This is a genomic window from Bosea sp. Tri-49 (assembly GCF_003952665.1).
Lineage (GTDB): Bacteria > Pseudomonadota > Alphaproteobacteria > Rhizobiales > Beijerinckiaceae > Allobosea.
Map to the genome: position 1 here is coordinate 5298767 of NZ_CP017946.1, position 26694 is coordinate 5325460.

Here is a 26694-nt window from a genome sequence, read left to right on the forward strand (position 1 = left end):
GTTTTCAGGCCGCCTTCTGCGCTGCCGCTGTGACTGCCTCTGCGAACGGATACGGTACGCGACCTTCCGGCGGGTGGCTCGGATCGTTCCAGCCATGGGTCGAGGTGTGGCCGGGCGGCACGAGGCTGTCGACGAAAGCCTCGTCCTCCGCGGTGAGGCGATAGTTCAGCGCCGGCAGGTAGCTGTCCCATTGCGCCTCGGTCCGCGGTCCGGCGATGGCGGAGGTGACGAGCCGGTTGTGCAGCACCCAGGCGAGCGCGAAGTCGAGCGCAGAGACGCCGCGCGCAGCCGCATGGCGCTGGATGCGCTGGGCGATGTCGAGCGATTCCGGGCGGTATTCGGTGTTGAGGATGCGCGGATCCTTGCGGCCGGCGCGGCTGTCGGGGGCGGGCTCGGCGCCCGGCTGGTACTTTCCGGTGAGCACGCCGCGTGCGAGCGGGCTGTAGGAGATCACGCCCAACCCGTTGAAGGCCGCGGCCGGCAGTTGCTCGGCTTCGGCGGTGCGGGTGACGATGTTGTAGAGTGGCTGGCTCACCACAGGGCGGTCGATGCCGTACTGGTCGGCGAGATGGGCGACCTCCGAGATGCGGAAGCCGCGGAAGTTCGAGACGCCGAAATAGCGCAGCTTGCCCTGGCGGACGAGGTCGGCGATGGCGCGCACCGCCTCGCCGAGCGGCTCGTCGAACGGGGCGCGGTGGAAATAGAGGATGTCGATATAGTCGGTGCCGAGCCGCTTCAGGCTGGCCTCGACATTCTCGACGATCCATTTGCGCGAGGTGCCGCGCTGGTTCGGGCCGTCGCCGAGTGCGTTGGCGAACTTGGTCGCCAGCACCCAGTGATCGCGGTGCTTGGCGATGCCGCGCCCGGTGATCCGCTCGGACTCGCCCTTGCTGTAGGCGTCGGCGGTGTCGATCGAATTGATGCCCTGCTCGCGCGCCTTGTCGATGATGCGATGCGAGGTGGCTTCGTCCGTTTCACGGCCGAACATCATGGTGCCCAGCGTCAGCGGCGAGACGCGCAGGGCCGAACGCCCGAGATGGCGATAGTCGATGGCAGTCACGTCTGGTGTCCTTGTCTGTGGTGAGGGTGAGCTGTCTCAGCGCTCGGCGGAGAGGTGCGGGTTCAGCGCGTCGTTCAGCGCATCGCCGACGAGGTTGAGCGCCAGCACGGTCAGGACGATGGCGAAGCCGGGAATGGCGGTAAGGTACCAGGCGGTGCGCAGCAATTCGCGCCCGGCGCCGATCATGCTGCCCCAGCTCACCAGGTTGGGATCACCGAGCCCGAGGAACGATAGCGCTGACTCCATCAGGATCGCCGAGGCGACCAGCACGGAGGCGGTGACGATGATCGGCGAGAGCGCATTGGGCAGGATCTCGCGCAGGATGATGCGCACCGGCCCGGAGCCGATCGCGCGCGCCGCCAAGACGAAATCCTTCTCGCGCAGCGAGCGGAACTCGGCGCGCACCAGCCGAGTGACCATCGGCCACGTCACCATCGCGATCGCGCCGGTGACGGTGGCGATCGAGGGCTGGGCGATGGCGACGAGTACGACGAGCAGTACGAAGCTCGGCACGGTCTGGACCACCTCGGTCAGCCGCACCAGCACATCGTCGACCCAGCCGCCGCAATAGCCTGCGGTCGCACCCACCGCGATCCCAGCGCTGACGCCGAGCGCCATTGCCGCAAAGCCGACCAGCAGCGAGATGCGAGCGCCCCAGACCAAGCCGGCGGCGACGTCGCGGCCGAGTGAATCCGTGCCGAGCGGGAATTCGGGATTCTGCCCGGGCCAGAGGAAAGGCCGGCCGACCATCGAGAGAGGGTCGTCAGGATAGAGCAGGGGGGCTGCGAGCGCGATAGCCGCGACGAGCAGAAGGAAGGCCAGCGCGATCAGGCCTGACGGGTTTCGCAGGAACGCCTTGAGTGCACGCTGGCTGCCGGAGAGCGAGGGAGAGGTTGTAACGGGTGGCGCTTGCGCCTCCGGCGCCTTGGTTGCGTCGTTCTTCCCGTTCGTGAGCAAGCCAAAGCCAGGGCCCGGCAGCACCAGAGGCTCGGAAGTCGGCCCGGCCCAGACGATCGCCTCGGAATGGCTCAGGGATCGTTCGATAACGCCCATCAGCGAACCTCGATGCGCGGGTCGAGCCATGCCTGCAGCAGGTCGACGACCATATTGACGATGATGACGAGCAGCGAGCAGAGCAGCAGCACGCCGAGAAGGACGTTGAAGTCGCGCCGCATCACCGCTTCGAAGGCGAGGCGCCCAAGGCCGGGCCAGCTGTAGATCGTCTCGACCACGACGGCGCCGCCGAGGATGCCGCCGAAATGCATGCCGGCGAGCGTGGTCACCGGCAGGAGCGCGTTGCGCAGGATATGCCGGGTCGCGACGTGGAGCGGTGTGAGGCCCTTGGCCGTCGCGGTGCGAATGAAATCCTGCGAGGCGACCTCGAGCATCGTCGCCCGGGTCAGCCTGGCGTAGATCGCGACATAGAAAAGTGCCAGCGATGCAGCCGGGAGGATCATGTGGCGGGCCTTGTCGAGCAGGCTCTCCAATCCCGAAAGACCCGCCCCGATCGTCTCCGCGCCGCCGCTCGGCAGCCAGCCGAGCTTGACCGAGAACAGCACGATCAGCATCAGGCCGATCCAGAATCCCGGCACCGAATAGAAGATCAGCGAGCCGACGGAGAGCAGCCGGTCGGGCCAGCGCCCGGCATTGAGGGCCATCACAGCGCCCAGCGCGATGCCGAGCAGAAGCGCCAGCGACAGGGAAAGCCCCATCAGCATGAGCGTGCCCGGCAGGCGCTGCGCGATCAGCTCGGCGACAGGCATGTTGTAGCGCGGCGAGAAGCCGAGACTGCCCTGTGCGAGATTGCCGAGATAGGCGAGCAGCTGGTCGAGCAGCGGCAGGTCGAGGCCGAACTGCTTGCGCAGCATCGCCATCGTCTCCTCGGTCGCGGCGCCCGCCTCGCCGGCCATGACATCGGCTGCGTCACCCGGCGCGAGCTGCAGCAGGAGGAAATTCAGGATGACGATCCCGATGACCGTCGGGACGGCCTGAATCAGGGTCTTGCGCAGGACACCGGACAAACGGGAAAGCGACATTCAGTCCATCTACTAATTTGATAGATTATTTTGACGCACCGAGAGACATGCGTTCGGCCGCTAATGCAGACTGGGGCGCGTCGGAGAATGTTCGCTGGGCTTGCCGGGAGGCGCGCCGAAAGTGGCCAGCTTTTCGAGCAGGTCGAGGCCAGCGGGCCAGTCGCCAAGGCCGCTATCGGCATCGAGATGTCCGGCGTTGCCCGCATCGATGAACGCGGCGTCCCACATGTTGGCGAAGACGCGCGCCCTGTGGATATCCATGTGAGGATCCGTGCGGCTGGCAACGACGAAGGCCGGGAAGGGAAACGGGTCGTATGGCAACGGACCGAACGAGGCGAGATCGGCCGCCGAAGTGGTCTCGGCCTCGGGATCGACCGGGGCGACCAGCATCGCGCCGCGGATCGGCAGATCGGGATACCGCGCGGCCAGATGTGCGATCACGGTCGCGCCGAGCCCATGGCCGACGAGCACGACGTTGGGATGCTGCCCGATATGCTCGCGCAAGGTTTCGAGCCAGGCATCGAGACGCGAGCGGCCGGTTTCAGGTTGTTCCACGCGCTCGACGACGTCGATCTGGCTTTCCCAACGGGCCTGCCAATCGGTAGACTTTACCTTTGATCCGGGGACGATGAGGATGGCCATGCGGCACCTCCTTTCATCGTGTCATCATCGGCGCCAATCGCTTGTTCGGTCAATAAAACGACTTGGCAAATTTGGACCTGATTATAGAACGATACTCTGCCATTCATCGGCGGAGGTAGGATAGTCGCCCAGCGGGCTCAGATGCCGGCGCCGTGTTGCAGCGTCTCGTCGAGCTTGCCGTAGACCCCGCGCCAATACAGCAGCGCGCCCTCGTCCTTCGCCTGCCGGATCGCCTTGATGCGGCCGATCAGGATCGTATGCGAATGACGCTCGATCGCCTCGTCGGTCTCGCAGTCCAGCACGGCGAGGGCTCCGGCGAGCGTTGGCGCGCCGGTCACGAGCGGCGCCCAGTCGCCACCCGCAAAACGGGCCTCGCCCTTGAAGCCACCGCGACCGGCGAAACGGTCGGCAACACTCTGGTGGCGGGCGGCCAGAACATTGATCGCGAAATGGCCGGCCGCCTCGATCTTTGGCCAGGCTGATGCGCCTTTGTTGATGCAAACGATGACAGTGGGCGGCTCAGCCGAGAGGGCGGTCAACGACGTCGCGGTCAGGCCGGCACGCTCGCCGCCGTGCGAGGCGGTGATGATGCTGACCGCGCCCGCGACATTGCGCATCACCGCCTTGAACGCGTCGGAGTGGATATCGGCGGCGCCAGGCGGGGCGAACTGCTGATTCATGATCTCACCGGAATGCGGTTTCCGCTCCGGTCGAAAATAGGTTCTCGTGATAATTTGTCTACTAAAGAAATAGATTTTAGATCGCGAAGTCGATCTCCGGCTTGTGAGCTGCGGCGCGGCCGACGAGATCGGCGATGGTCGTATTGTCGACGACTGCCGCCATCGCGTCACGTACCTCCCGCATCACCGAGCGGACGACGCAAGCCTCGATGTCACCGCAATCCTGGCACGGCCTGAAGGCCGACTGGCTGGCGCAGTCGATCGGCGCGATCGGTCCTTCGAGGGCGCGGATGACCGCGCCGACCTTGATGGTGCGGGCCGGCTTCGCCAATGCGTAACCGCCGCCCGGGCCCTTCTTGCTGCGCAGCATGCCGGCATTGCGCAGATCCAGCAGGATCGCGTCGAGAAATTTCTTCGAGATGTTGTTGCGCTGGGCGATCTCGGCGATCTGGGCGGTCTCGCCGGCATCGAGCCTGGCGAGGTGCACCATCGCCTTGATGCCGTATTTGCCCTTGTTGGTCAGCACTGCCAGCCCCCCCGCCTAGAAGTACACTATATCGATCTATTTTGCGGGGCTGCAAGTGAAGTCGGCGGTGGGAGGGCGCCATGGCGACTGCGCTCAGGGCGCCGGGCTGCCATGAAGCTGATGGGCCGCGTCGATCCGCGCCTCGATCTCCGGCGTAATCTTTACCTCCAGCGCGGCGAGATCGGTGTCGAGTTGCCCCAGGGTGGTAGCGCCGATGATCGCCGAGGTCACGAAGGGCCGGCTTGCGACATAGGCGATGGCGAGCTGGGCCGGATCGAGGCCAAAATCGCGGGCAATGCCGAGATAGCTGTCGATCGCGGCTTCCGTTCCGGGCTTCTGGTAGCGCTGGCCGCGCTCGAACAGGGTTGTACGGCTGCCCGGCGGCCGGGCTCCGCGCTGGTACTTGCCGGTGAGGAAGCCCTGTCCGAGCGGCGAATAGGCGAGCAGGCCGACCTGCTCGCGCGCGTGGAACTCGGCGAGCCCGACCTCGTAGGTGCGGTTCAGCAGGTTGTAAGCATTCTGGACGCTGGCGACGCGTGGCCAGCTACGTGTCTCCGACATGTGCAGGAAGCGGGACAGACCCCAGGAGGTCTCGTTCGACAGGCCGATATGGCGGACCTTGCCGGATTTCACCAAGCCATCGAGCGCATCCAGCGTCTCCTCGATCGGCACTTCCGAGCCGTTGCCGCCGCGATTGGGCGCGTGCGAGCCGCCGCCGAAGAGTGGGACGTTCCGATGCGGCCAATGGAGCTGGTAGAGATCGAGATAGTCGGTCTGCAGGCGCTTCAGCGAGGCATCGATAGCTTCCTCGATGTTCGCCTTGTCGAGGCGGGGCTGGCTGCCATCCTTGCGCAGATAGTTGCGGTCACCGGGGCCGGCGACCTTGGAGGCGAGGACGATCTTGTCGCGCTTGCCGCTCGCCTTCAGCCAGGTGCCGATGATGCGCTCCGTGGAGCCCTGGGTCTCCGCCCGCGGCGGGATCGAATAGCTCTCGGCTGTGTCGATGAAATTGATGCCGGCATCGAGCGCACGGTCGAGCTGGGCGTGCCCGTCCGCCTCCGTGTTCTGCTGGCCCAGGTCATGGTGCCGAGCGTGATGGCGGAGACGCGCAGATCCGTGCGTCCAAGCGGACGGTAGTCGGTCATGAAGAAGGTCCTGTCAGGTGGAGGCCGAGGCCGGCACGGCCGCCGTCCGTTAATCGGTCGATCTCAGAAGAAGCCGAGTGCCGGCAGCGGGGTGCCCTTGAGCTCGTAGGCTCCGAGTGCCAGCGCCTTGTAGCCGGCGGGGTTGTGCGAGGAGAGAGTGCGGGCATTGCGCCAGTGCCGATCGAGATTCTGGCGCAAGGTCGCGGCCGAGGCGCCGCCGACATCGAACAGCGCTGTCGATGAGCGCAGTACGAATTCGTCGACCACGACCTTGGTCTTCGCAGCGGTCAGCGATGCCTCATGGACGAGCGCGGGCAGACGGGCATCGTCAGGATCGGTTGCCCTGAGCGTAGCGACCACGTCGAGCGCGTCGCCCACGGCGAGGATACCGAGCTCGGCGATGAAGGCCTCGCTGGCGATCCGGCCAATGGTCTGTTGCAGCAGCGGATCCTCCGCTGGCACCTCGGACAGCGCGTAATAGAAATTCCGCTTGCGGTTCAGCAGCAGGGACTTGGCATCGCGCAGGACCGCGCGGAGCACGCCGGCGTTGACGGCAGTCACGATCGTCTGCGCGATCGTACTGGCGAAAGGCTGGACGTAAGGCGACGTATCCGCCAGCAGTTCGTCGGCTTCGACACGCACGCTGTGGAAATTGGTGGTTCCCGTGCCGGTGACGCGCTGGCCGATGCCGTCCCAATCGTCGAGGCGCTCGACGCCTTCGCGATCGGTCGGGATGATCAGCGAGACATCCTCGCCCTCCGGGGAGATGGCCCGGACCAGCGTCAGATCGGCATAGAGCGTGCCGGTGCTGTAGAACTTGGTGCCGTCGAGGCGATAGCCGTCGCCGTCGCGCGTCAGCCTGGTCTTGAGGTCGCCGCGCCCGCCGGTCTGCTTGCGGTCGAGTTCGGTGGTGGCGAGGCCGATCAACGCGCCATCAGCCACCGCCTTGCGCCAGGCGAGATTGTAGCCGGGCTCGCGGCCGGTGACGAAGCGCTCGGTCACGAAGAAATGGTTGCGGAAGATGTGGGCGACGCTGGAATCGGCCTCGCCCAGGCGCACGAGTGCACCGAGGACCTCGCGCCAGGACGCGCCCGCGCCACCATCGCTCTCGGGAAGACGCAATGCGCCGAAGCGCAAAGCCCTCAGCTTGGCCAGGAGATCGAAAGGATGTTCGCGCCTGGCATCGCGCTCCGACGATGTCAGTGCGATCTCGGCGAAGACAGCAGCAAGCTCGTCCGGCCTTGCCGCCACGGGGAGGGTGAGTGCTGGCGACAGGAGACTCGCAGCGGCCGGAGTTTGAAAGGCACCCATCGATCTCAGCTTTCGATATAGACGTCGGCGAAGTTCGCGCGCAGTCCGTTGGCGGAAACGGTGTGGTTCTTCACGCGCTTGTTGAAGACGGTCAGGTTCTTCTGCGCGATCAGGTCGTAATGCGGCAGGTCGTGGACCAGGAGATGCTGGACCTTGCGCAGCAACTCCCGGCGCTTCTCGACATTGGGCTCGACCGCGGCAGCCTCGAACAGCGCATCGACCTCGGGGTTGCTGTAGTTCGCTCCGTTCGAGAACGGTGTGCCCTTCTTGATGTTCTGCGTCCAGAACAGGCGCTGCACCCCGACTGTCGGGTCAAAATAATTGCTGAGCCAGGCATTGGCGAAATCGAAATCGCGATTGGTGTAGACGCGGCGGATGTAGCTGGCGAAGTCCTGGCCGCGGATCGTCACCTCGATGCCGATGCGCGCCAGCGCCTGCTTGATGAATTCCGAGCCGCGTTTGAAGTTTTCGCCATAGGGCAGGTAGTCGTTGGTGAGCTTGAAGCGGATGCCGCCGGTGCCGCGCTTGAGGCCGGCCTCATCGAGCAGCGCCTCGGCGCGTTTGGGATCGAAGGCGTAGACGGGCAGGTCGGTGGCGGCCCATTGCTTCAGCGCCGGAACAACCGGGCCGTTGGTGATTTCGCCGAAGCCGTACCAGACGATGTCGAGATAGGCCTTCTTGTCGATCGCATGGGCGATCGCCTGCCGGACCTTGAGCTCCTTGAGGTAGGGGTTGTCGAGGTTGAAGACGAGCTGGTTGATGTCGCCGGAATAGGCGGAGCCTTTCTCTTCGACCGCCAGGTTGGGCAGCTTGGTGAAGCGTGAGACTTCGGCGAGCGGCACAGGGTTGTCGCCGGAGATGTCGGCCGTGCCGGATTCGAGCGCGGCGGCACGTGCGGCGGGGTCGGTGACGACCCTGACGATCAGCCGGTCGACATAGGGCTTCGGCTGGTCCCAGTAGTTCGGGTTGCGCTCGTAGAGGATATGGCTGCCGCGCACCCATTCCTTGAAGACGAAGGGGCCGGTGCCGACCGGATTGTTGTGGGCGGGGTTGGTGATCGGGTCCTTGCCCTCGAAGAGGTGTTTGGGAATGATCGGCGCCTGCGAGGCGATCAGCGCCGTCAAGAAATAGGGCGCGGGCTTCGAGAAGACGACGATCGCAGTATGCGGATCAGGCGTCCTGACCTTGGCGAGATTGGCGAAGGTGCTGCGGTTGTGGGCGTGATGCGCCTTGAGGAACAGCAGCGAGAAGGCGACGTCCTCGGCGGTGAAGTCCCGCCCGTCATGCCATTTCACGCCCTGCCTGAGCTTGAAGCTGTAGGAGAGCCCGTCCTCGTTGGTCTCCCAATGGGTCGCGAGCTGCGGCTTCGGCGTCAGGTCGAAATCATAGTCGAGCAGGCCCTCGTGCACCTTCGGACTGACGAAGGAGGTCGGACCCGAGACATTCACCGCCGAGAGCAGGGCTGTCGGCTCCGGATCGATCAGCGCCGTCAGCACGCCGCCACGCTTCGGGCTCGCGGCGAGCTGTGCCTGGGCGAAGGCCTCTGGAACGAGGCCGGCCGGTGTGACGACGAGGAGGCCGCCGGCTGCGAGGAGGTGGCGCCGCGAAGGGCGGAATTCGGACATGGGTTTGCGTTCCGTGAAAAAGGCCGGGCTGCTGCGCCCGGCGGCCTGGAAGGAGAGTTCAGGCGCTGCGTCGTTCGACTTCGGCGTAGCGGCTCGTTGGACGCGGCAGGCCAAAGCGCTCGCGCAGCGTCGTCTCGCGATATTCGGTGCGGAACAGGCCGCGCTTCTGCAGGATCGGCACGACCTCGTCGACGAAGATCTCGAGCCCGTCGGGCAGCACGTCCGGCATCAGGTTGAAGCCGTCGGCGGCGCCGCTGCGGAACCAGGCTTCGAGATCGTCGGCGACCGCCTCCGGCGTACCGACGACGACGCGGTGGCCGATGCCGCCGCCGAGCTTGTAGATCAGCTGGCGGAGGGTGAGGTTGCCCTTACGGGCGAAGTTGAGCGTTGCCCTCGCGAAGGTGATGCCGCCATTGGGCGGGATAGGCAGATCGGGGAAGGGCGCATCGAGATCGAGATGCGACAGGTCCTGCCCGAAGGTCCCGCCGATACGGCGCACCGCATAGTCCAGGTTGATCAGCGAGCCGAGCTCTTCCTCGCGCCGGCGCACTTCGGCCTCCGTCGAGGCGATCAGCGTGCCAAGCCCGGGCAAAGCCACGATCGAACGCGGATCGCGACCATTCGCGACGGCACGGCGGCGCAGATCGCCGATATAGGCGAGCGCCAGCTCCTCGTCCTCGCCGACGCTGAAGACGGCGTCGGCATAGCGCGCGGCGAAGTCGCGCCCGTCATCCGAGCCGCCGGCCTGCACGATGATCGGGTGGCCCTGCGGTGAGCGCGGCAGGCTCAAGGGGCCGGCGACCTTGAAGAACTCACCCTCGTGCTCGATCCGGTGAATCCGGCGCTTGTCGAGCAGGGTGTTGCTGGCCTTGTCGCCGACGAAGGCGCCGTCCTCCCAGCTGTCCCAGAGCTTGAGCAGCACCTCGGCGAATTCCTGGCCGCGGGCATAGCGCCGGCCATGCTCCATCACGCTCTGGCCGAAATTGGCGGAGGCGGCGCCGTTGGCGGTCGTCACCAGATTGACGCCTGTCCGACCGCCGCTGAGCAGGTCCAGCGACTGGAAGCGGCGCGCGATGTTGTAGGGCTCGTTGTAGCTCGTCGAGATCGTCGCGATCAGCCCGAGATGGCTCGTCGCCCCGGCGATCGCCGCCAGCGTGATCGTCGGCTCCAGCCCGTTGAAGCTCTTCTCCTCCGCCCGGTCCTCCAGCGCCGGCTGGTCGGCGAGGAACATCGCGTCGAGCTTGCCGCGCTCGGCGATCTTCGCGGTGCGGACATAGTGGTCGACATCGATGCTGGCGCGCGGATCGGCCTGCGGCGCACGCCAGGCCGAGGCGTAGAAGCCGCCATGCAGGATATTGACGTTGAGATGGAGCTGTCGGGTACGGGTCATGGTCGCCTCCAAGCCTAAAAGGCTAGGGCAGGGAGGCAATTAGTCAATTAAATTAATAGACTATATATTCCAGCCATAGGGAAAGCCTGTTCTCCGGGCCTGAGCGATCCTGCGCCTGCTCCGAGTCGGACCGCTCGTTGCTGCGGATACCCGTCTCGCGGGTGCTGATGCGAAAAACGTCTTCTCCGCGAGCCCGCTTAGCGAGAATTTCTTCTCGCCGATGTCGTTTCTTAAAAAGAACGTTCCCGTTGACATAAGGAACGATCCTTTGAATAGTCCATTGATATTGTGAGTTATTTTTCTGGCTCGACGTCCGTTCGCGAGCGCTCACATCGAGAGGACCATCATGCTCGTGACATCCAACAGGCTCGGACGTGGGCTGGGCTATTCCGTCATCCTCGCCGGGCTGCTGGCGGGCACCTCCGCCTGGGCCGGGCCGACGCTCGACGCTATCAAGCAGCGCGGTTCGATCAAGGTCGGCGTCGGCACCTCGCCGGGCTTCTTCTCTCCGGACAGCAACGGCAAATGGCAGGGCTTCTTCGTCGATTTCGGCCGGGCGCTGGCGGTGACCGTGTTCGGCGACGCCGAGAAGGTGAGCTTCACCTCGTCCTCGCCGCAGCAGCGGCTGCCGGCGCTGCAGGCCGGCGAGTTCGACATCCTGCTCTCGGGTGTCACCCAGACGGCGACGCGCTCCTTCAAGCTCGGCTTCCACTTCGGCCCGATCGTCTTCTATGACGGCCAGGGCCTGCTGGTGAAGAAGGCGCTCGGCGTCAGCAAGGCGGCCGAGCTTGACGGCGCCACCATCGGCATCCAGAGCGGCACGACGGGCGAGCTCAACATCGCCGACTTCTTCCGCAAGACGAAGAAGAGCTTCAAGCCGGTGGTGATCGAGGAGACCAAGGAGTTCGTCAACGCGCTCGAATCCGGCCGCGTCGACGCGCTCACGCAGGACGCCTCCGATCTCGCTCTGCGCCGGATCCAGCTCGGCAAGCCGGACGATTATGTGCTCCTGCCGGAGCGTTTGTCGAAGGAGCCTTTGGCTCCGGCGGTCCGCTCGGGCGACGATCGCTGGCTTGAGATCGTCAACTGGACCGTCTACGCCACGATCCAGGCCGAGGAATACGGCATCACACAGGCCAATATCGGCGAGTTCCTGAAGAGCGAGGATCCCGGCATCAAGCGATTCCTCGGCGTCGACAAGTCTCTCGGCGAGGCGCTCGAGCTCGATCCGAAGTTCGCCTACAACATCGTCAAGGCGGTCGGGAACTACGGCGAGATCTTCGAGCGCAATATCGGCAAGAAGAGCAAGGTCGGCTTCGAGCGCGGCTACAACCAGCCGTGGTTGCAGGGCGGCCTGCTGTACTCGCCGCCATTCCGTTGAGCGTCGCCACTCAAGGATGAACTCTCCCGCATCCTTGCAGGCGGCCGTGCCGGGTCCGAAAGGGCCCGGCCTTTTGCGTGCGCTCGTCGAATGGTGGGGTGAAAGGCCACTGACACAGCTGGCGATCTTCGCGATCGTCGGCCTCGGCTTCGCGCTGCTCGGCAGCAACCTCGTGCACAATATGGCGCGGGTCGGGCTGACGCCCGGCTTCGGCTTTCTCGGTCATGCCGCCAATTTCGAGATCGGCGAGGGGCTCATCGCCTATTCGGCCGGCGACAGCTATCTGCGCGCCATCGCGGTCGGGCTGCTCAACACCGTGCGCGTCTCGCTGGCCGGCTGCATCCTCGCCACCATCCTCGGCGTCGCGCTCGGCATTGCCAGGCTCTCGTCCAACCCGCTGCTGTCGCGTCTCGTGCAGGCCTATGTCGAGATCGTCCGCAACACGCCGCTGCTGCTGCAGATCTTCTTCTGGAACACGCTGTTCCATGCCTTGCCGGGGCCGCGACAGGCGCTCTCGCCGCTGCCGGGCGTCCTGCTCAGCAATCGCGGCTTCTTCTTTCCCTTCATCGCCGACGATGGCGCGACTCCGGCGATCCCGGCGAGCAGCCTGCTGCTCGCCGTGCTGCTCGGCGTCGCGCTGAAATGGCGCGCACGACGGACCGGCCGATCGAACCTGAAACGCAGTGTTGTGCTTGTGCTCGTTGCGGCCCTGTTGCCGGTGGCGGTCGCTGCGTTCTTCGGCGCAGCTCCGGCGCTCGATCTGCCCAGGCTATCCGGCTTCAACATCCGCGGCGGCATCTCGCTCTCGCCGGAGTTCATGGCCCTGCTGATCGCGCTCGTCGTCAACACGTCGGCCAGCATCGCCGAGACCGTGCGCGCCGGCATCCTTTCCGTCTCGGCAGGACAATGGGAGGCGGGCCGCGCGCTCGGCCTGTCCTATGGCCGGATCATGCGGCTGATCGTGCTGCCGCAGGCTCTGCGCCTGATCATCCCGGTGATGACGTCGAGCTATCTCAGCCTGACCAAGAATTCGAGCCTGGCCGTCGCGATCGGCTTCCCCGATCTGGTCAACATCCTCAACACCACCGCCAACACCACCGGCCAGGCGCTCGAAGCCATTCTCGTGATGATGCTGGCGTACCTTGCGCTGAGCCTTGCCGTCTCCACCGCGATGAATGCTTACAACCGGCGCTGGGCGTTGCGGGAGCGGTCCGCGGCATGAGCGCCATGGCTGAGGACGGTGCGCTCGCCCAGCGGAGCGAGCGCTGGCGCAAACTGCGGGCCGGGCTGGTGGGCTCGCGCACCAATATCGCGATCACGCTCGGGGTCGCCCTCCTCGTCCTATGGCTCGCGCCGCCTTTCCTGCACTGGGCCGTCGTCGACGCGGTCTGGCAGGGCGATGCCGCTGCCTGCGCCGTGGCGGGGGGAGGCGCGTGCTGGGCCTTCATCGGTGAGAAGCTGCGCTTCATCGCATTCGGTTTCTACCCGCCGCACCTGCACTGGCGAGCTGGTCTGGCGCTCCTGCTGATGCTGGCCTTGCTCGCGGTCACGGCCTGGCCGGGACACTGGAGCCGGCGCCTGCTTCTGGTCTGGGGCGCTGCGCTGATTGGCGTGCCGCTGCTCCTGCTCGGTTGGCCCGCCGGTGAGTTCGTGCCGACGGAGCGCTGGGGCGGGCTGCCTGTGACCTTCCTGCTGGCGATCGGGGCGTTCGCGGGGGCGTTTCCGCTGGCGATCCTGCTGGCGTTGGGGCGTCGCTCGAAAATGGGGGGCGTGCGGCTTCTCTGCGTGGTCTTCATCGAGGTGCTGCGGGGCGTACCCTTCATCGCGGTGCTCTATGCCGCGACGCTGCTCTTCCCGCTGATGCTTCCGGCGGGCTCGGCGATCGACAAGTTCCTGCGGGCCGAGCTCGCGTTGACGCTCTTCGTCGCCGCCTATCTCGCCGAGGTCGTCCGCGGCGGCTTGCAGGCCGTTCCCGTGGGCCAATACGAGGCGGCAAAGGCGCTGGGGCTGTCCTATTGGCGGATCATGCGGCTCGTCGTGCTGCCGCAGGCGCTGCGCGCCGTGATCCCGCCCCTGGTCAATCTCGCGATCGGCATCTTCCAGGACACGACGCTGGTGATCATCATCGGCATGTTCGACTTCCTGAACACGGCGCGTGTCTCGGCGACCGACCCGAACTGGCTTGGCTTCTACAGAGAAGCCTATGTCTTCGCCGCCATGGTCTATTTCATCGTCTGCTTCTGCGCCTCCCGCTATAGTCTGTGGCTGGAAGTCAGGCTTGCAGCCGGACGGCGAGCGCGGGTTGGCGGCTAGCCGACCCGAAATGAGTATCCGCTTGCAATCGCCGGCCAATTTCGGCGATTCCGACTGTTCGTTCCCTCGCGATCTGGAATGCGCCAGAACCGAGTGTCGGCACACCGGCGGGAGGCGGACATTCGGGGGCGGACCGCTTGACGCCGTTCTCGACCTATTGCGGATTGCGAGAATGTCCGCATACGACCGATAGGCACGTCCTGCGCTCGGCCATCTATTCAGATAATTTTACGATTGGAGACCTGTCGAATCCCATGCAAGCCGATACAGCTCAGGCGCCAGCGAGCGATCGAAGCCGGGCTATCGGCGCGGATCTGATAGCCGTCGTCGTTGCCGTGAATCATGGCGAGCCGTGTGTCCTGACGATCGAACAGGCCGGGTCCTTGCCGTCCGGTCCATTCGAGCTGGGACATCGCTCCCTGCAGTCGGGCCTGAGGGCGTGGGTGGAGCGGCAGACCGGCTTCTCCCTCGGCTATATCGAGCAGCTCTACACCTTTGCCGACCGCGATCGGATCGGCCCCGACCGCGTCCAGATCTCGATCAGCTATCTCGGCTTGACCCTGGAAGAGCCGGCCAAGGGCTCCCCAACACATGGCTGGCGGGGCTGGTACGATTATTTTCCGTGGGAGGACCATCGTGCAGGCCTGCCCTCGATGCTCACCGACGTCCTCGCACCGCGGCTTCGGGTGTGGGCTGACAGCGCCGAAGGTGCGAACACGCGTGAGGAACGCCGGCGGCGCGTGGCACTCAACTTCGGTCTGGACAACCATGACTGGAACGAAGAGCTCGTTCTGCAGCGATATGAACTGCTCCATGAGGCTGGCTTGGTAGCCGAGGCAGTGCGCGAACAAGCCACTGGTAACGCGCAATCCATTCCTGGCCGGCCGATGATTGCTGATCACCGCCGCATTCTCGCGACGGGCATCGCCAGGCTTCGCACCAAGATCAAATACCGACCCGTCGTGTTCGAGCTGATGCCGCGGACTTTCACGCTGCTGCAATTGCAGCGCGCCGTTGAAGCGCTCGCCGGCCGGCTCGTGCACAAGCAGAATTTCCGGCGGCTCATCGAACAGCAGGATCTGGTCGAGGAGACCGGCGAGACGACGTCCGATACCGGCGGACGCCCGGCGAAGCGCTTCCGTTTCCGCCAGTCGGTGCTGGAGGAGCGCACTGTCGTTGGCACAAGGCTGCCTCTCTCGCGCGCTTGACATCGCTTATGCTCAGAGTAAGCATATCCTTATTATACTCTCTTTGAGCATAATAAGGAGCTGTCCATGCTCGACATGTCCACACAGACGGCCTCGCTCTATCAGCGCGTGAAAGGCGTTGTTCCGCCGGCGGAATGGCTGAGCTTCGCTGGCGACATCGAGGCCATTCTCGCGTTGAAGCGGCAGCGGAATGCGGTCATCCTGGCGCATAACTATCAGACGCCGGAGATCTACCACGGCGTCGCCGACATCGTCGGCGACAGTCTCGCGCTCGCTCGCAAGGCGATGTCGACCGAAGCCGATGTGATCGTATTGGCCGGCGTGCATTTCATGGCCGAGACCGCAAAGCTGCTCAATCCGCAGAAGACGGTCCTGATCCCTGATCTTGAAGCGGGCTGCTCACTGGCGGATTCCATCAAGGCGGCGGACATCCGCTTGCTGCGGCAGCGCTATCCCGGCGTTCCCGTCGTCACCTATGTCAACACATCTGCCGAGGTGAAGGCTGAATCCGATATCTGCTGCACCTCTGGCAATGCCAAGGCGGTCGTCGAGTCCCTCGGCGTCCCGCGGGTGATCATGCTCCCGGACGAGTACCTGGCCCAGAACATCGCCGCTCAGACCGATGTGCAGATCATCGCCTGGAAAGGGCACTGCGAGGTCCATGAGCGCTTCACGCCGGCCGACATCCGTGCGCTGCGGGAAAATCACCCCGGGGTGACGGTGCTCGCCCATCCCGAATGTCCGCCTGAGGTGGTGGCCGAAGCCGATTTCTCCGGCTCAACCGCTGCTATGTCCGACTATGTCGAACGGCAAAAGCCGCCCCGCGTCGTGCTGATGACCGAGTGCTCGATGAGCGACAATGTCGCGCTCCAGCATCCCGATATCGAGTTCATCCGACCCTGCAATCTGTGCCCGCACATGAAGCGGATCACGCTGGCGAACATCCGCGCCGCGCTGGAACAGAACCGTCATGCTGTGACCGTCGCCCCCGAGATCGCCGAGCGCGCACGGCTCGCCGTCGAGCGGATGCTTGCCGTATGAGTATCGGCGCCCAGGGGTGCGCCGGCCGACCGGTCATCATTGGCGGCGGTATCGCTGGATTGCTGATCGCGCTTCATCTCGCACCGCGGCCAGTATTCCTCTTGTCGAGATCGCTGCTGGGAACCGAAGCTTCGAGCGCCTGGGCGCAGGGCGGTCTCGCCGCCAGCCTTGGAGACAATGACGATCCGGCTCTGCATCTGGCTGACACGCTCGCGGCTGGTGACGGCCTCTGCGACAGGGACATGGCGAGGCGTATCCTTGAGGCGGCGCCCGCGGAGATCGAGGCGCTGGCCGGCTTCGGTGTCCGCTTCGACCGCAACTCACATGGACAATTGCGGCTCGGGCTGGAGGCTGCACACAGCCGGCGACGCATCGTTCATGCCGATGGTGACGGCAGCGGGCGCGAGGTCATGCGAGCCTTGGTTGCGGCTGTGCGCTCCACGCCCTCGATCGAGGTTGTGGAAGGCGTCGAAGCGCGCCGGCTGGCGGTGGCAGAGAACGCGGTCCACGGCGTCTGGGCAAATGGCCCGAGAGGCTCCCTGTTCTACGGCTCACGGCAGGTCGTCCTTGCCAGCGGTGGCATCGGCGGGCTGTTTCTCGACAGCACCAATCCCATGGGCAGCTGGGGGCAGGGCCTGGCACTGGCAGCCCGGGCGGGGGCAGTCCTGGCCGATCTGGAGTTCATTCAGTTCCACCCGACGGCGCTCGATGGATCGGGCCGCCCGATGGCGCTGATCAGCGAGGCCGTTCGTGGCGAAGGGGCGCTCCTTGTCGATGAAACCGGCCGGCGCTTTCTTGAGGATGTACAAGGTGCCGAGCTGGCTCCGCGCGACGTTCTTGCGCGCGCCGTTCGGACCCATCTCGCAAACGGTCACCGCGTCTTTCTAGACGCCCGGGACAAGCCCGGTCGCGCATTCGCGCGCCAGTTCCCCGCCATCGCACTGGCCTGCGGCAAGGTCGGCATCGACCCGGCGCAGGACCTCATTCCCGTCCGCCCTGCCCAGCATTACCACATGGGCGGCATCGCCGTGGACGGCTCTGGCCGGACCTCGGTTACGGGTCTCTGGGCTTGCGGCGAAGTCGCATCGACCGGGCTGCACGGCGCCAACCGGCTCGCCAGCAATTCGCTGACCGAGGCGGTTGTCTGTTCGCGCTGGGTCGCCGAGGGCCTGGCGGGAGCCGCTGTGCGCCCGGCGCCGCATGTAGTGACAGGCCACGCCGCGGCGCCCGATCCGGCGCCCCTACGCGCCCTTCTGTCGTGTGCACTCGGCGTGGTGCGCGACGGTGAAGGCCTGGGTGCGGCTGCGCAAGCCTTGTTGCCGCACGTCGAGTGCAACGACAGGATCTCGGACCCGGCGGCCATCGGGCTGATGATCGCGATTGCCGCCCTGCGGCGCCGGGAAAGCCGCGGCGCTCATTGCCGGGCGGATTTTCCTCATCATGCGGCCGTGGCCGCGCGCTCCGAAATCACTCTTACCGCCGCTCTGACGGCAGCGCGGGAACTCACCCGCGCACCAGCTCTGCACAGTCTCACCGCTTGCTGTTTCGATTGAAGAGCCGGCCCGCGCCATAAGCGACTCTGAGTCTTTGCCGGACAGCGGACTTTGGGGAGCTTCACCGATCCGGCCGCTATCGACCCGGGCGAGCCATGGTTTATCCTGTGTAGTGCAGTCGATACGTGACCTCCGGTGAGGGCCACATCCGATGTTGCGTGGAGGTGCCGCCACCCCCTTGTAAGGCGTTGAAATCAAACGAAGCGTGCTGCGAACCGACGCAACACCAAATCACGCTCTGTTCTCAGGCGTGCTCGCATCCAACTCTTTGATTTCTTGGGAGAATTGGATGGTAGCGGGAGAGGGACTCGAACCCCCGACACGCGGATTATGATTCCGCTGCTCTAACCAGCTGAGCTACCCCGCCCCGATGGCGACGCGCCGTGTACGGCGGTCAATCGCGACGGCGCGGATATAGGGGGCGGCAGGCGTCGGCGTCAAGCCTTGATGGCGCCGATCAGCTCAGCTTCCGCAGCCTGACCACCTTGAAATAGCCCTGGCCGACATGGACGGTTTCATAGCGGCCGGTCGCGGCCGCCCAGTCGGTCAGGCGCGAGACCTTGAAGTCGCTGCTCCAGCCGATAGCCCTGGCTAGCGGCGCGACTGCCTTCCAGAATGGCGCGGCGAAGCCACCATCGTCGACGAGGCGGCTGGAGATCACGATTTCGCCGCCTGGGCGCAGCACCCGGTCCATTTCGGCGAGCGCCTGCTCGGGATCGGGCACCAAAGTGATGACGAACTGCGCGGTGACCGCATCGAAGGAGCGGTCGGCGAAGCCGAGCCGGCAGGCGTCCATGACCAAGAGGCCACGGACGTGGGCGAGGCCCTGGCCCAGCACCTTGGCGCGCGCGACGCGCAGCATGTCGAGTGAGAGGTCGGCGCCGACGACCTGCCGGTCGTGCTCGAAATAGGGCAGGGTCAGCCCAGTGCCGACGCCGATCTCGAGGATGTCACGGCCACTGGCGCAGGCCGCCGCCACCGCCTCGCGCTGGGCGCGGGCGAGCAGGCCCTGATAGATCCGGTCGTAGAATTTCGCCCAGACCGCGTAGACGCGCCTTTGCGCATCGAGACCATTCGTCGTCGTCATGTGGTGGCGTAGGCGGGCTCGGGCTGCGGCGCCGGACGGGGCGCCCGGTTGGCCATGATGACGCCGCCGCCGAGCACGCGGGCTCCGCTGTCGGCATGGTCGTAGATCACGCAGGCCTGGCCGGGCGAGACGCCCTCCTCGCCCTGCGCCAGCAGGACATGGACGCCCTTGTCGTCGGCGAGTAGGCGCGCGGGACGTGGGGCGCGGGTGGAGCGGACACGGACCGCGACCGCGATGCCCTCGGGCGGCAGGTCGGTCAGCGCGAGGTCGCCGATCCAGTTGAGGTCGCGCAGGTCGACGCGGCTGACGCTCAGCGCCTCACGCGGGCCGACGATGACGCGGGCGTTCTCGGCATCGAGCGCGACGACATAGAGCGGCTCGGCGCCGCTGATGCCGAGGCCCTTGCGCTGGCCGACCGTGTAGCGCAGCACGCCCTCATGCTCGCCGAGCACGCGGCCGTCGAGATGGACGATGGCGCCAGGGCGGGCGGCGCCCGGCTTCAATCGTTCGATTACCTCGGCATAGCGGCCGTTCGGCACGAAGCAGATGTCCTGGCTGTCTGGCTTGTCGGCGATGGCGAGGCCAAACTCGGCCGCGAGCGCCCGAGTCTGGGCCTTGTCGAGGCCGCCGAGCGGGAAGCGCAGCAGATCGAGCTGCTCCTGCGTCGTCGCATAAAGGAAATAGCTCTGGTCGCGGCTCTCGTCGGCAGCGCGGAACAAGCCGCGATGGCCGGTGCCGAGATCGCGGCTGGCGACATAGTGGCCGGTGGCGAGCGCGTCGGCCCCGAGCTCGCGGGCGAGGCCGAGAAGGTCGCGGAACTTCACGGTGCGATTGCACTCGACGCAGGGGATCGGCGTCTCGCCGGCGAGATAGCTCTCGGCAAAGCGTTCGATCACCGCGTCGCGGAAGCGGCTCTCATAGTCGAGCACGTAATGCGGGATGCCGATCGCTTCGGCGACGCGGCGGGCATCGTGGATGTCCTGGCCGGCGCAGCAGGCACCGGCGCGGTGCACGGCGGCGCCATGGTCGTAGAGCTGGAGGGTGACGCCGACGACGTCGTAGCCCTGGCGCTTCAGCAGTGCCGCCACCACCGAGGAATCGACACCACCCGACATGGCCGCGACGACGCGCGTCGCCGCGGGCGGCTTGGCGATGTCGAGGGAGTTGAGCGAAGCGATCATCGAGGTTCCGGGCGGGTTCGGGCGCGAAGCGTCCGAGGATTTGGGCGCTCTATAGCGGTTTTGACAGATGCGGGCCAGCACAAGGCCGGCAATTCCTGCCGGGCGGGTCTAGCCGAGGAAGCCAATCCTGCCGGGTCCGGAGCGCTCGAAGTTTATTTATGCCCCTGAATCTCAACGGTTTCTCGGTTGGCTTGGCTCTTGCTCGGGACATGATGGCCACATCGTCACGGTTCTGTTCCGGAGAGTATCCCATGTCCGCCGCGCCGGTCTCGCGTTCGTCCGCGCTGCCCGAGATTCTACCGCCGAGCCGCCGCAGTCCGGAGCGGAGCGAGCCCGAGCAGGCTTTCGCCCTGCCATCGGAGCCGGTGGAGCGCCCGCGTCCGCGCGTCGAGGACGACCGCAGCTCGCGCGACAGCGCGGAGACACGCGAGTCCTCGAAATCCGATGACGGCGCCCGCCGGACGGCTGCGGCCGACACCAAATCATCCAGCCGTGCCGATGAAGTCGGCAAGGATCGGAAGGCCGCGGGCGCGACCGAGCCGTCCGACAAGGCGAAGACTGAGCCAGGATCAAGCGAGACATCGGCGAAGGACGCCACGGTTGCCGATGGTAAGAATGCCGAGACGGCCGCTGGCGAAAAGCCAGCGAAGGGCAAGACTGCCGAGGAGAGCAAAGCTGCGTTGGCCGCCATGCTCGACGGCGCGCCCTTGACCAAAGATGCGCCGGTTGACCAGGCCGTTCCGGTCGCTGCTCCGCAGCCTGTGCCGGTTCCCGGCGTTGCGGCCGAGTTCCTGGTCCTGGCGGCGCTGACGCTCCAGGGCGGCGAGCAGGCAAAGCCGGACGGTGCTGCCGCCCAGGAAGGCAAGCCGGACGGGCAGACGATCGCGGCGACCAGCGAGGCGGGTGCAGCCGGACAGCCGGCTGCGAGCGGCGTCGTCTTGCCGGTGCTGGCGGCGTTGTTGAAGGTCGACGGCCAAGCAAATGCGGCTGGCGAAGCTGCGATCACCGGCATCAAAGCCGGCACGACGGCGCAACTTCCAGCAGCCGGTGTCGCGATCAAGGCGGAAACGAAGGTCGGCGAAGCGCAGCAGGGCGAGGCCAAGCCGGCCGATGGCCAGGCGATGCCGAAGGAGGCGGCCGAGGTCGGCAAGGCGACGACAGCCACTGTAGGTGGCGAGATCAAATCGGCCGAGGCGACCACTGCGGGGCAACCCGCGCAGCCAGCTACCTCCGACAATCCCGCTTCGGCGACTGGTACGCAGCAAACCGCTGCGCCCGTGAGCCCGCAAGCCCTTCTCGCCGCCGGGCCGCAGACCTTGTCGACGCCCCAGGCACCCTTGACCGAGCTCGACGCTGCCGCCCAGGCGACGGCCCAAGCCCAGGCCGAGGCCACCAACAGGATGATCTCGGGCGAGACCGGCCGGGCGACGCCGCTGCACGTCGTGCCGGTCGAGATCGGCGCCAGGGCGCTCGCCGGCAACAAGCGTTTCGACATCAGGCTCGATCCGGCCGAGCTCGGCCGGATCGATGTCAGCCTCGAAATCTCCGACAAGGGCGAGGTCAGCGCCAAGCTCACGGTCGATCGCGTCGAGACGCTGCATATGCTGCAACGCGATGCGCGCACGCTCGAGCGCGCCTTCGAGCAAGCCGGCCTGAAGCCGTCGGAGGGCGGCATCGACATGAGCCTGCGCGATTCCAGCGACCAGCAGGCCGGCGCGCGCCAGCAGCGGCAGGATGACGAGACGCCGCGCGGCCGCCGCGCCTGGGTCCAGGCCACAGACGACAGCGCACTCATCACCGAAGCGGCGACATTGCCGCGAAACGGCGGCCGCCTCGGCGGCGTCGATCTCAGCATCTGAAGGAGGAAAGACGATGGCCGTCTCCAATACCGGCAAGCTCTCCAATTCCCAGATCGCCGCCGCCCAAAACAACACCGCGACCGGCAGCGGCACCTCGATCGCCAATAATTTCGACCAGTTCCTCACCCTGCTGACGACGCAGCTTAAGAACCAGAACCCGCTCGACCCGCTCGACACCAACCAGTTCACCCAGCAGCTGGTGCAGTTCGCCGGCGTCGAGCAGCAGCTCAAGCAGAACGAGACGCTGACGGCGCTGCTCGGCGTCAGCAAGGCGACGACCGGTGCGAGCGCGATCGGCTTCGTCGGCCAAACCGTCACGGCCGATGGTGCGGCTACGCAGCTCAAGGAGGGCAAGGCCGAGTGGAAGCTCAACGCTTCCAAGGGCGGCACCGGCACGGTCACGATCAAGGATGCCAGCGGCAAGGTCGTCTTCAGCGGGACGAAAACGCTGACGGCCGGCGACCAGACCTATAGCTGGGATGGCAAGACCTCGACCGGTTCGACGGCGCCCGAGGGCGAGTACACGATCACGATCGACGGCAGGGATGTTTCCGGCGCGGCGATCACGGTCAAGACCGAGATCACCGGCAAGGTCGACGGCATCGACTTCTCGACCACCGTGCCGACGCTGCTGATCGGCGCGATCAAGGTTCCGCTGGACAGGGTCAAATCGGTGAAGGCCACCAGCTGACGGACTTGGTCATGAGCCATGCCGAAAGCCTGTGTGATTGCTTTAGGCAAAATTTAAGCCCGTCGGGGCTAGGCTCCTGGGCAGTAGGTCTGTTGAGTTGTGTGAGAGTTACCATGACCGAGCCGCTGCGACCGCGCGTCAAATATGTGATCGGGCCCGATGGCAGCCCGCTGACCATTGCTGACCTGCCGCCGATGAACACGCGACGCTGGGTGATCCGGCGCAAGGCCGAGGTCGTTGCCGCCGTGCGCGGCGGCCTGCTCAGCCTGGAGGAGGCCTGCCAGCGCTACACGCTGACGGTCGACGAATTCCTGAGCTGGCAGATGTCGATCGACCAGCATGGCCTCGCTGGCCTGCGCACTACCCGCATTCAGCACTACCGCCAGTAAGACAGCGGGCGATCCACCAGGTTTATCGGGCGTCGGCCGAGCGGCCGACGCCTTTTTGCGTTCGCGCTGGTGTGTCTTTCCTGCCGAATTGCCCGTTTCCTAACCGCTGTTAACCCGGTGCTAACCATGCACTGGGAAAAACTTGCCTAGTGGTGTGTCTGCGCGTTGGTTTCGCAGGCACCGGGCAACGGAAACGTGGCGTGAACGGGCTAGTCGATCAGTTCCGGAGATTCGGCGCGGCGCGGCTGGCGGCGATGCTGGCGGTGACGCTGGCGCTGATCGGCTTCTTCGCCTTCGTGATGCTGCGCATGTCGCAGCCGACGATGGGCGTGCTCTTCGCCGACCTGTCGAGCCAGGACGTCAGCGCCATCGTCAAGGACCTGGACACGCGCGGCGTGAAATACGAGCTGCGCGGCGATGGCCAGACCATCCTGGCGCCGCGCGCCGACGTGCCGAAGCTCAGGCTCGAGCTCGCCGGCAAGGGCATCCCCTCGGGTGGTGGCGTCGGCTACGAGATCTTCGACAAGGGCGACGCCTTCTCCTCGACGAGCTTCGTCCAGAACATCAACCATCTGCGTGCGCTGGAAGGCGAACTCTCGCGCACCATCCGCTCGATCAGCCGGGTCCAGGCGGCGCGCGTCCATCTCGTCATTCCCGAGCGGCGCCTGTTCGAGCGTGACCGCGAGCCGCCGCGCGCCTCGATCGCGCTCAAGCTAGCCGGTGATCTCGACAACGCCCAGGTCCGGGCGATCCGCCATCTCGTCTCCTCGGCCGTCGACGGGCTGAAGCCCGAACGGGTCTCGATCGTCGATGAGCGCGGCCGGCTCCTCGCCGACGGCGCGCAAGGTGAGCAGGGCATGGTCGGCGTGGCGCTGGACGAGCGTCAGGGTGCGATGGAGCGGCGGATCAAGGCGCAGGTCGACGATATCGTCGCCAGCATTGTCGGGCCGGGCCGGGCCCGCGTCCAGGTCTCGGCGACGCTCGATACGAACCGGATCGAGAGCCGTTCCGAGACATTCGATCCCGAGAGCAAGGTCATCCGCTCGAGCCAGAACCGGACAGAGGCCTCCGCTACCAGCGAGCAGCGCGAGGGCGTCACTGTCGGCAACGAACTGCCCGGCGCCCAGCAGAACCAGGGCCAGCAGCAAGGCCAGCAGCGCGACACCAACTCGAAGAACGAGGAGGTCGTCAACTACGAGATTTCGCGCACGACCCGCACCGAGGTGCAGGATGGCGGGCGGGTCCGCAAGCTCTCCGTGGCCGTGCTGGTCGATGGCGTCTACAGCCGGCAGGGCAACGAGACGAACTACCAGCCGCGATCGCAGGAGGAACTGGAGCGGATCGGCCAGCTGGTGCGGACCGCGATCGGCTTCGACCGCCAGCGCGGCGACCAGGTCGAGGTCGTCAATCTGCGCTTCGCCGAGGCGCCTCAGGCCGCGACGGACCTGACCGAGCAGACGTTGATGCAGCAACTTACCTCTTTCACCAGGGAGGACCTCGTCCGCTTCGCGGAGATGGGCGTGATTGCGCTGCTCATCCTCATCGTCCTGATGGTGGTGGTGCGCCCACTGCTCAAGCAGGTGCTCGCACCCGATCGGGAGGTCCGGGCCATCCCGAGCTTCATGCGCAACGGCGTGCTCGTGGTCGACCAGGGCACCGGCGACCCGTCGACCTTCTCTTCCGTCTCCGGCGGAGCGGGCTCGGCTGGCGGCGCAGATGCCGGCCAGGTCAATGTCGAGGCACCATCGGAGCGGATGCTCGCGATCGCGCAGATCAAGGGCCAGCTCAAGGCGCAGTCGGTCGAGAAGATCGGCGCCATGGTCTCGCAGAATCCGGCGGATTCCGTCGCGGTGCTGCGCGGCTGGATCCACGAGAAAGCACCAGCGTGACGGGAGCCTGAACCATGGCCGCGACACGCTCTATCGCAACCCGCAGCGGGACCTCCGGTTCTGACAGCGAGTCCGCGAGCTATAACGACGGACCGATGACGCTAGAGGGCATGACCGGCCCGCAGCGGGCCGCCGTCATCCTGCTCGTGCTCGGCGAGGAGCACGGCCGGGCGATCTGGTCGGAGTTCGACGACGAGGAAATCCGCATCATCACCCGGGCGATGGCGGAGCTCGGTACGGTCGATTCCGATCAGGTCGAGAAACTGATGCTCGATTTCGTCGGCAGGCTCTCCAGCGCCGGCGCGGTCACCGGCTCCTTCGATCGCACGATCTCGTTGCTCGAGAAGATCCTGCCGACCGATCAGGTCGCGCTGATCATGGAGGAAATCCGTGGTCCCGCCGGCCGCAACATGTGGCAGAAGCTCGGCAATATCGACGCTGTCGTGCTCGCGAACTTCCTCAAGAACGAATACCCCCAGACGATCGCGGTGATCCTCTCGCGCATCCGGCCTGAGCATTCCGCGAATGTGCTGCGCAACCTGCCGAACGAGCTTTCGATCGAGGTGGTCGGTCGGATGCTGCGCATGGAATCGGTGCAGAAGGAGGCGCTCGACCATATCGAGAACACGTTGCGCACCGAGTTCGTCTCGACGCTGACGCAGACGCGCCGGCGCGATCCGCACGAGATGATGGCCGAGATCTTCAACGGCTTCGATCGCCAGACCGAGATGCGCTTCCTCGCCGCGCTCGACGTGACCAACCAGGACTCGGCCGAGCGCATCCGCGCCCTGATGTTCACCTTCGAGGACCTCGGCAAGCTCGATTCCGCCGGGCTGCAGACGCTGATGCGCCAGGTCGACAAGGACATGCTCGCCCGCGCCCTCAAGGGCGCCAACGAGGAGATGCGTGCCTTCTTCCTCGGGGCGATGTCGCAACGCGCCGCCAAGAACCTGCAGGACGACATGCAGGGGCTCGGCCCGCTCCGCCTCAAGGAGGTCGACGAGGCGCAAATGAAGATGGTGACCCTGGCCAAGGACCTCGCCGAGAAGGGCGAGATCGTCATCGCCAAGGGCAATTCCGAAGACGAGTTGGTCTACTGACATGGCAGCAGCCAAGAAATTCATGTTCGACACCGACTTCCGCGGCAATGGTCGCAAGGCGGTCGACGAGGCAGCGCTCGAGGCTGCCAGGGCAGAGGGCTTCCACAGCGGCCTCGACCAGGCGCGGCGCGAGGCCGAGCAGCAGCTGGGAAGCCTGCTGTCGCAGCTTGTGCGCCATGGCGAGCGGCTGCTGGCGCAGCAGGACGCACGCCTGGCGGAAATCGAGGCCCAGGCGGCGCAGCTTGCGATCGCGACCGCGCGCAGCCTCGCCGGGGCCGCATTGGCGGACAAGCCGCTGGTGCAACTGCTCGCGGCGGCGCGCGAATGCCTGGCCCATGCCCGGCATGCGCCGCATCTGGCGATCCGGGTGCATGAAAGCCTGGTCGAGACCGTCGAGGGAAAACTCTCCGGGCTCGCCCGCGAGACCGGCTTTGCCGGCCGGATCGTCGTGCTCGGAGAGCCGGACATCGCCATCGGCGACGGCCGGCTCGAATGGGCAGATGGCGGTATCGCAGTCGAGCGCGCACAGCTTGACGAAGCGGTCGACAAGGCGGTCAGGGCCGTCTTCGGGCCGGAAGCGGGGTAAG

At 66.0% G+C, this 26694-nt stretch carries 23 protein-coding genes, 1 tRNA gene and 1 pseudogene; 12 read left to right on the top strand and 13 right to left on the bottom strand.

Annotated elements, in window-relative coordinates:
* Window positions 1-4: 4 nt before the first annotated feature.
* The 10 genes and pseudogenes from BLM15_RS25520 to BLM15_RS25565 form a co-directional block, all read right to left on the bottom strand.
* A complete protein-coding gene (locus BLM15_RS25520; protein ID WP_236846804.1) occupies window positions 5-991 on the bottom strand; it encodes an aldo/keto reductase in 987 nt (328 codons plus the stop codon).
* Window positions 992-1096: 105 nt separating this feature from the next.
* Window positions 1097-2113: an ABC transporter permease gene (locus BLM15_RS25525; protein WP_206438568.1), complete on the bottom strand. Its 1017-nt coding sequence runs from the start codon at window positions 2111-2113 to the stop codon at window positions 1097-1099.
* Window positions 2113-3096, bottom strand: coding sequence for an ABC transporter permease (locus tag BLM15_RS25530; protein ID WP_126115383.1), 984 nt, complete (start codon window positions 3094-3096; stop codon window positions 2113-2115). The genes BLM15_RS25525 and BLM15_RS25530 overlap by 1 nt, the downstream gene beginning before the upstream one ends.
* Window positions 3097-3156: 60 nt before the next feature.
* The gene (locus BLM15_RS25535) at window positions 3157-3738 is read right to left on the bottom strand and encodes an RBBP9/YdeN family alpha/beta hydrolase (RefSeq protein ID WP_126115384.1); all 582 of its coding nucleotides are present in this window, start codon (window positions 3736-3738) and stop codon (window positions 3157-3159) included.
* Between the two features lie 137 nt (window positions 3739-3875).
* Entirely contained in the window at window positions 3876-4418 is a 543-nt protein-coding gene (locus BLM15_RS25540) for a flavin reductase family protein (RefSeq protein ID WP_126115385.1), read from the bottom strand.
* Between the two features lie 76 nt (window positions 4419-4494).
* Window positions 4495-4944 carry an RrF2 family transcriptional regulator gene (locus BLM15_RS25545; protein WP_126115386.1) on the bottom strand — a complete coding sequence of 150 codons (450 nt, stop codon included), beginning with the start codon at window positions 4942-4944 and terminating at the stop codon, window positions 4495-4497.
* Between the two features lie 93 nt (window positions 4945-5037).
* Window positions 5038-6089: pseudogene (locus tag BLM15_RS25550) on the bottom strand (aldo/keto reductase).
* A 63-nt stretch (window positions 6090-6152) separates the two neighbouring features.
* Window positions 6153-7400: an acyl-CoA dehydrogenase family protein gene (locus BLM15_RS25555; RefSeq protein WP_126115387.1), complete on the bottom strand. Its 1248-nt coding sequence runs from the start codon at window positions 7398-7400 to the stop codon at window positions 6153-6155.
* 5 nt (window positions 7401-7405) lie between these two features.
* Window positions 7406-9025, bottom strand: a complete 1620-nt coding sequence (locus BLM15_RS25560; RefSeq protein ID WP_126115388.1) for an ABC transporter substrate-binding protein — start codon at window positions 9023-9025, stop codon at window positions 7406-7408.
* Between the two features lie 58 nt (window positions 9026-9083).
* Window positions 9084-10415, bottom strand: a complete 1332-nt coding sequence (locus BLM15_RS25565; protein ID WP_126115389.1) for an LLM class flavin-dependent oxidoreductase — start codon at window positions 10413-10415, stop codon at window positions 9084-9086.
* 346 nt (window positions 10416-10761) lie between these two features.
* On the opposite strand from BLM15_RS25565, the gene BLM15_RS25570 reads away from it, so the two are divergent.
* From BLM15_RS25570 to BLM15_RS25595, 6 genes are all read left to right on the top strand, one after another.
* On the top strand, window positions 10762-11796 hold the full coding sequence (locus BLM15_RS25570; RefSeq protein WP_126115390.1) for an amino acid ABC transporter substrate-binding protein: 1035 nt from the start codon (window positions 10762-10764) through the stop codon (window positions 11794-11796).
* A 46-nt stretch (window positions 11797-11842) separates the two neighbouring features.
* Window positions 11843-13018 carry an amino acid ABC transporter permease gene (locus BLM15_RS25575; protein ID WP_236846426.1) on the top strand — a complete coding sequence of 392 codons (1176 nt, stop codon included), beginning with the start codon at window positions 11843-11845 and terminating at the stop codon, window positions 13016-13018.
* Complete coding sequence (locus tag BLM15_RS25580) at window positions 13015-14109, top strand: amino acid ABC transporter permease (protein WP_126115392.1); 1095 nt, start codon at window positions 13015-13017, stop codon at window positions 14107-14109. Before BLM15_RS25575 ends, BLM15_RS25580 begins: the two co-directional genes overlap by 4 nt.
* A gap of 254 nt (window positions 14110-14363) precedes the next feature.
* Window positions 14364-15317 carry an NUDIX hydrolase gene (locus tag BLM15_RS25585; protein WP_126116359.1) on the top strand — a complete coding sequence of 318 codons (954 nt, stop codon included), beginning with the start codon at window positions 14364-14366 and terminating at the stop codon, window positions 15315-15317.
* 66 nt (window positions 15318-15383) lie between these two features.
* The gene (gene nadA, locus BLM15_RS25590; protein WP_126115393.1) at window positions 15384-16358 is read left to right on the top strand and encodes a quinolinate synthase NadA; all 975 of its coding nucleotides are present in this window, start codon (window positions 15384-15386) and stop codon (window positions 16356-16358) included.
* Window positions 16355-17911, top strand: coding sequence for an L-aspartate oxidase (locus BLM15_RS25595; RefSeq protein ID WP_126115394.1), 1557 nt, complete (start codon window positions 16355-16357; stop codon window positions 17909-17911). Before nadA ends, BLM15_RS25595 begins: the two co-directional genes overlap by 4 nt.
* 290 nt (window positions 17912-18201) lie before the next feature.
* Here BLM15_RS25595 and BLM15_RS25600 read toward each other — a convergent pair.
* The 3 genes from BLM15_RS25600 to mnmA form a co-directional block, all read right to left on the bottom strand.
* Window positions 18202-18278, bottom strand: a tRNA-Met gene (locus BLM15_RS25600).
* A gap of 90 nt (window positions 18279-18368) precedes the next feature.
* Window positions 18369-18998 (bottom strand): class I SAM-dependent methyltransferase, encoded by a 630-nt coding sequence (locus tag BLM15_RS25605; RefSeq protein ID WP_126115395.1) that lies wholly within the window; start codon window positions 18996-18998, stop codon window positions 18369-18371.
* Window positions 18995-20179: a tRNA 2-thiouridine(34) synthase MnmA gene (gene mnmA, locus BLM15_RS25610; protein ID WP_126115396.1), complete on the bottom strand. Its 1185-nt coding sequence runs from the start codon at window positions 20177-20179 to the stop codon at window positions 18995-18997. Before mnmA ends, BLM15_RS25605 begins: the two co-directional genes overlap by 4 nt.
* Before the next feature lie 251 nt (window positions 20180-20430).
* On the opposite strand from mnmA, the gene BLM15_RS25615 reads away from it, so the two are divergent.
* From BLM15_RS25615 to BLM15_RS25640, 6 genes are all read left to right on the top strand, one after another.
* Window positions 20431-22038: a flagellar hook-length control protein FliK gene (locus BLM15_RS25615; protein WP_164547640.1), complete on the top strand. Its 1608-nt coding sequence runs from the start codon at window positions 20431-20433 to the stop codon at window positions 22036-22038.
* A gap of 13 nt (window positions 22039-22051) precedes the next feature.
* The gene (locus tag BLM15_RS25620) at window positions 22052-22729 is read left to right on the top strand and encodes a flagellar hook assembly protein FlgD (RefSeq protein WP_126115398.1); all 678 of its coding nucleotides are present in this window, start codon (window positions 22052-22054) and stop codon (window positions 22727-22729) included.
* Window positions 22730-22842: 113 nt separating this feature from the next.
* A complete protein-coding gene (gene sciP / locus BLM15_RS25625) occupies window positions 22843-23118 on the top strand; it encodes a CtrA inhibitor SciP (RefSeq protein ID WP_038359348.1) in 276 nt (91 codons plus the stop codon).
* Window positions 23119-23318: 200 nt separating this feature from the next.
* On the top strand, window positions 23319-25007 hold the full coding sequence (gene fliF / locus BLM15_RS25630; RefSeq protein WP_126115399.1) for a flagellar basal-body MS-ring/collar protein FliF: 1689 nt from the start codon (window positions 23319-23321) through the stop codon (window positions 25005-25007).
* A 95-nt stretch (window positions 25008-25102) separates the two neighbouring features.
* Window positions 25103-26107, top strand: coding sequence for a flagellar motor switch protein FliG (gene fliG / locus BLM15_RS25635; protein ID WP_236846805.1), 1005 nt, complete (start codon window positions 25103-25105; stop codon window positions 26105-26107).
* Window positions 26108-26129: 22 nt separating this feature from the next.
* The gene (locus tag BLM15_RS25640) at window positions 26130-26693 is read left to right on the top strand and encodes a FliH/SctL family protein (RefSeq protein ID WP_236846427.1); all 564 of its coding nucleotides are present in this window, start codon (window positions 26130-26132) and stop codon (window positions 26691-26693) included.
* Window position 26694: the final 1 nt, after the last annotated feature.

Bases quoted from the DNA above. Each gene is read 5' to 3' on its own strand.
- BLM15_RS25520 (WP_236846804.1), bottom strand. From the start codon at position 991: ATGATGTTCGGCCGTGAAACGGACGAAGCCACCTCGCATCGCATCATC.
- BLM15_RS25525 (WP_206438568.1), bottom strand. From the start codon at position 2,113: ATGGGCGTTATCGAACGATCCCTGAGCCATTCCGAGGCGATCGTCTGG.
- BLM15_RS25530 (WP_126115383.1), bottom strand. From the start codon at position 3,096: ATGTCGCTTTCCCGTTTGTCCGGTGTCCTGCGCAAGACCCTGATTCAG.
- BLM15_RS25535 (WP_126115384.1), bottom strand. From the start codon at position 3,738: ATGGCCATCCTCATCGTCCCCGGATCAAAGGTAAAGTCTACCGATTGG.
- BLM15_RS25540 (WP_126115385.1), bottom strand. From the start codon at position 4,418: ATGAATCAGCAGTTCGCCCCGCCTGGCGCCGCCGATATCCACTCCGAC.
- BLM15_RS25555 (WP_126115387.1), bottom strand. From the start codon at position 7,400: ATGGGTGCCTTTCAAACTCCGGCCGCTGCGAGTCTCCTGTCGCCAGCA.
- BLM15_RS25560 (WP_126115388.1), bottom strand. From the start codon at position 9,025: ATGTCCGAATTCCGCCCTTCGCGGCGCCACCTCCTCGCAGCCGGCGGC.
- BLM15_RS25565 (WP_126115389.1), bottom strand. From the start codon at position 10,415: ATGACCCGTACCCGACAGCTCCATCTCAACGTCAATATCCTGCATGGC.
- BLM15_RS25570 (WP_126115390.1), top strand. From the start codon at position 10,762: ATGCTCGTGACATCCAACAGGCTCGGACGTGGGCTGGGCTATTCCGTC.
- BLM15_RS25580 (WP_126115392.1), top strand. From the start codon at position 13,015: ATGAGCGCCATGGCTGAGGACGGTGCGCTCGCCCAGCGGAGCGAGCGC.
- BLM15_RS25585 (WP_126116359.1), top strand. From the start codon at position 14,364: ATGCAAGCCGATACAGCTCAGGCGCCAGCGAGCGATCGAAGCCGGGCT.
- nadA (WP_126115393.1), top strand. From the start codon at position 15,384: ATGCTCGACATGTCCACACAGACGGCCTCGCTCTATCAGCGCGTGAAA.
- BLM15_RS25595 (WP_126115394.1), top strand. From the start codon at position 16,355: ATGAGTATCGGCGCCCAGGGGTGCGCCGGCCGACCGGTCATCATTGGC.
- BLM15_RS25605 (WP_126115395.1), bottom strand. From the start codon at position 18,998: ATGACGACGACGAATGGTCTCGATGCGCAAAGGCGCGTCTACGCGGTC.
- mnmA (WP_126115396.1), bottom strand. From the start codon at position 20,179: ATGATCGCTTCGCTCAACTCCCTCGACATCGCCAAGCCGCCCGCGGCG.
- BLM15_RS25615 (WP_164547640.1), top strand. From the start codon at position 20,431: ATGTCCGCCGCGCCGGTCTCGCGTTCGTCCGCGCTGCCCGAGATTCTA.
- BLM15_RS25620 (WP_126115398.1), top strand. From the start codon at position 22,052: ATGGCCGTCTCCAATACCGGCAAGCTCTCCAATTCCCAGATCGCCGCC.
- sciP (WP_038359348.1), top strand. From the start codon at position 22,843: ATGACCGAGCCGCTGCGACCGCGCGTCAAATATGTGATCGGGCCCGAT.
- fliG (WP_236846805.1), top strand. From the start codon at position 25,103: ATGACGCTAGAGGGCATGACCGGCCCGCAGCGGGCCGCCGTCATCCTG.
- BLM15_RS25640 (WP_236846427.1), top strand. From the start codon at position 26,130: ATGTTCGACACCGACTTCCGCGGCAATGGTCGCAAGGCGGTCGACGAG.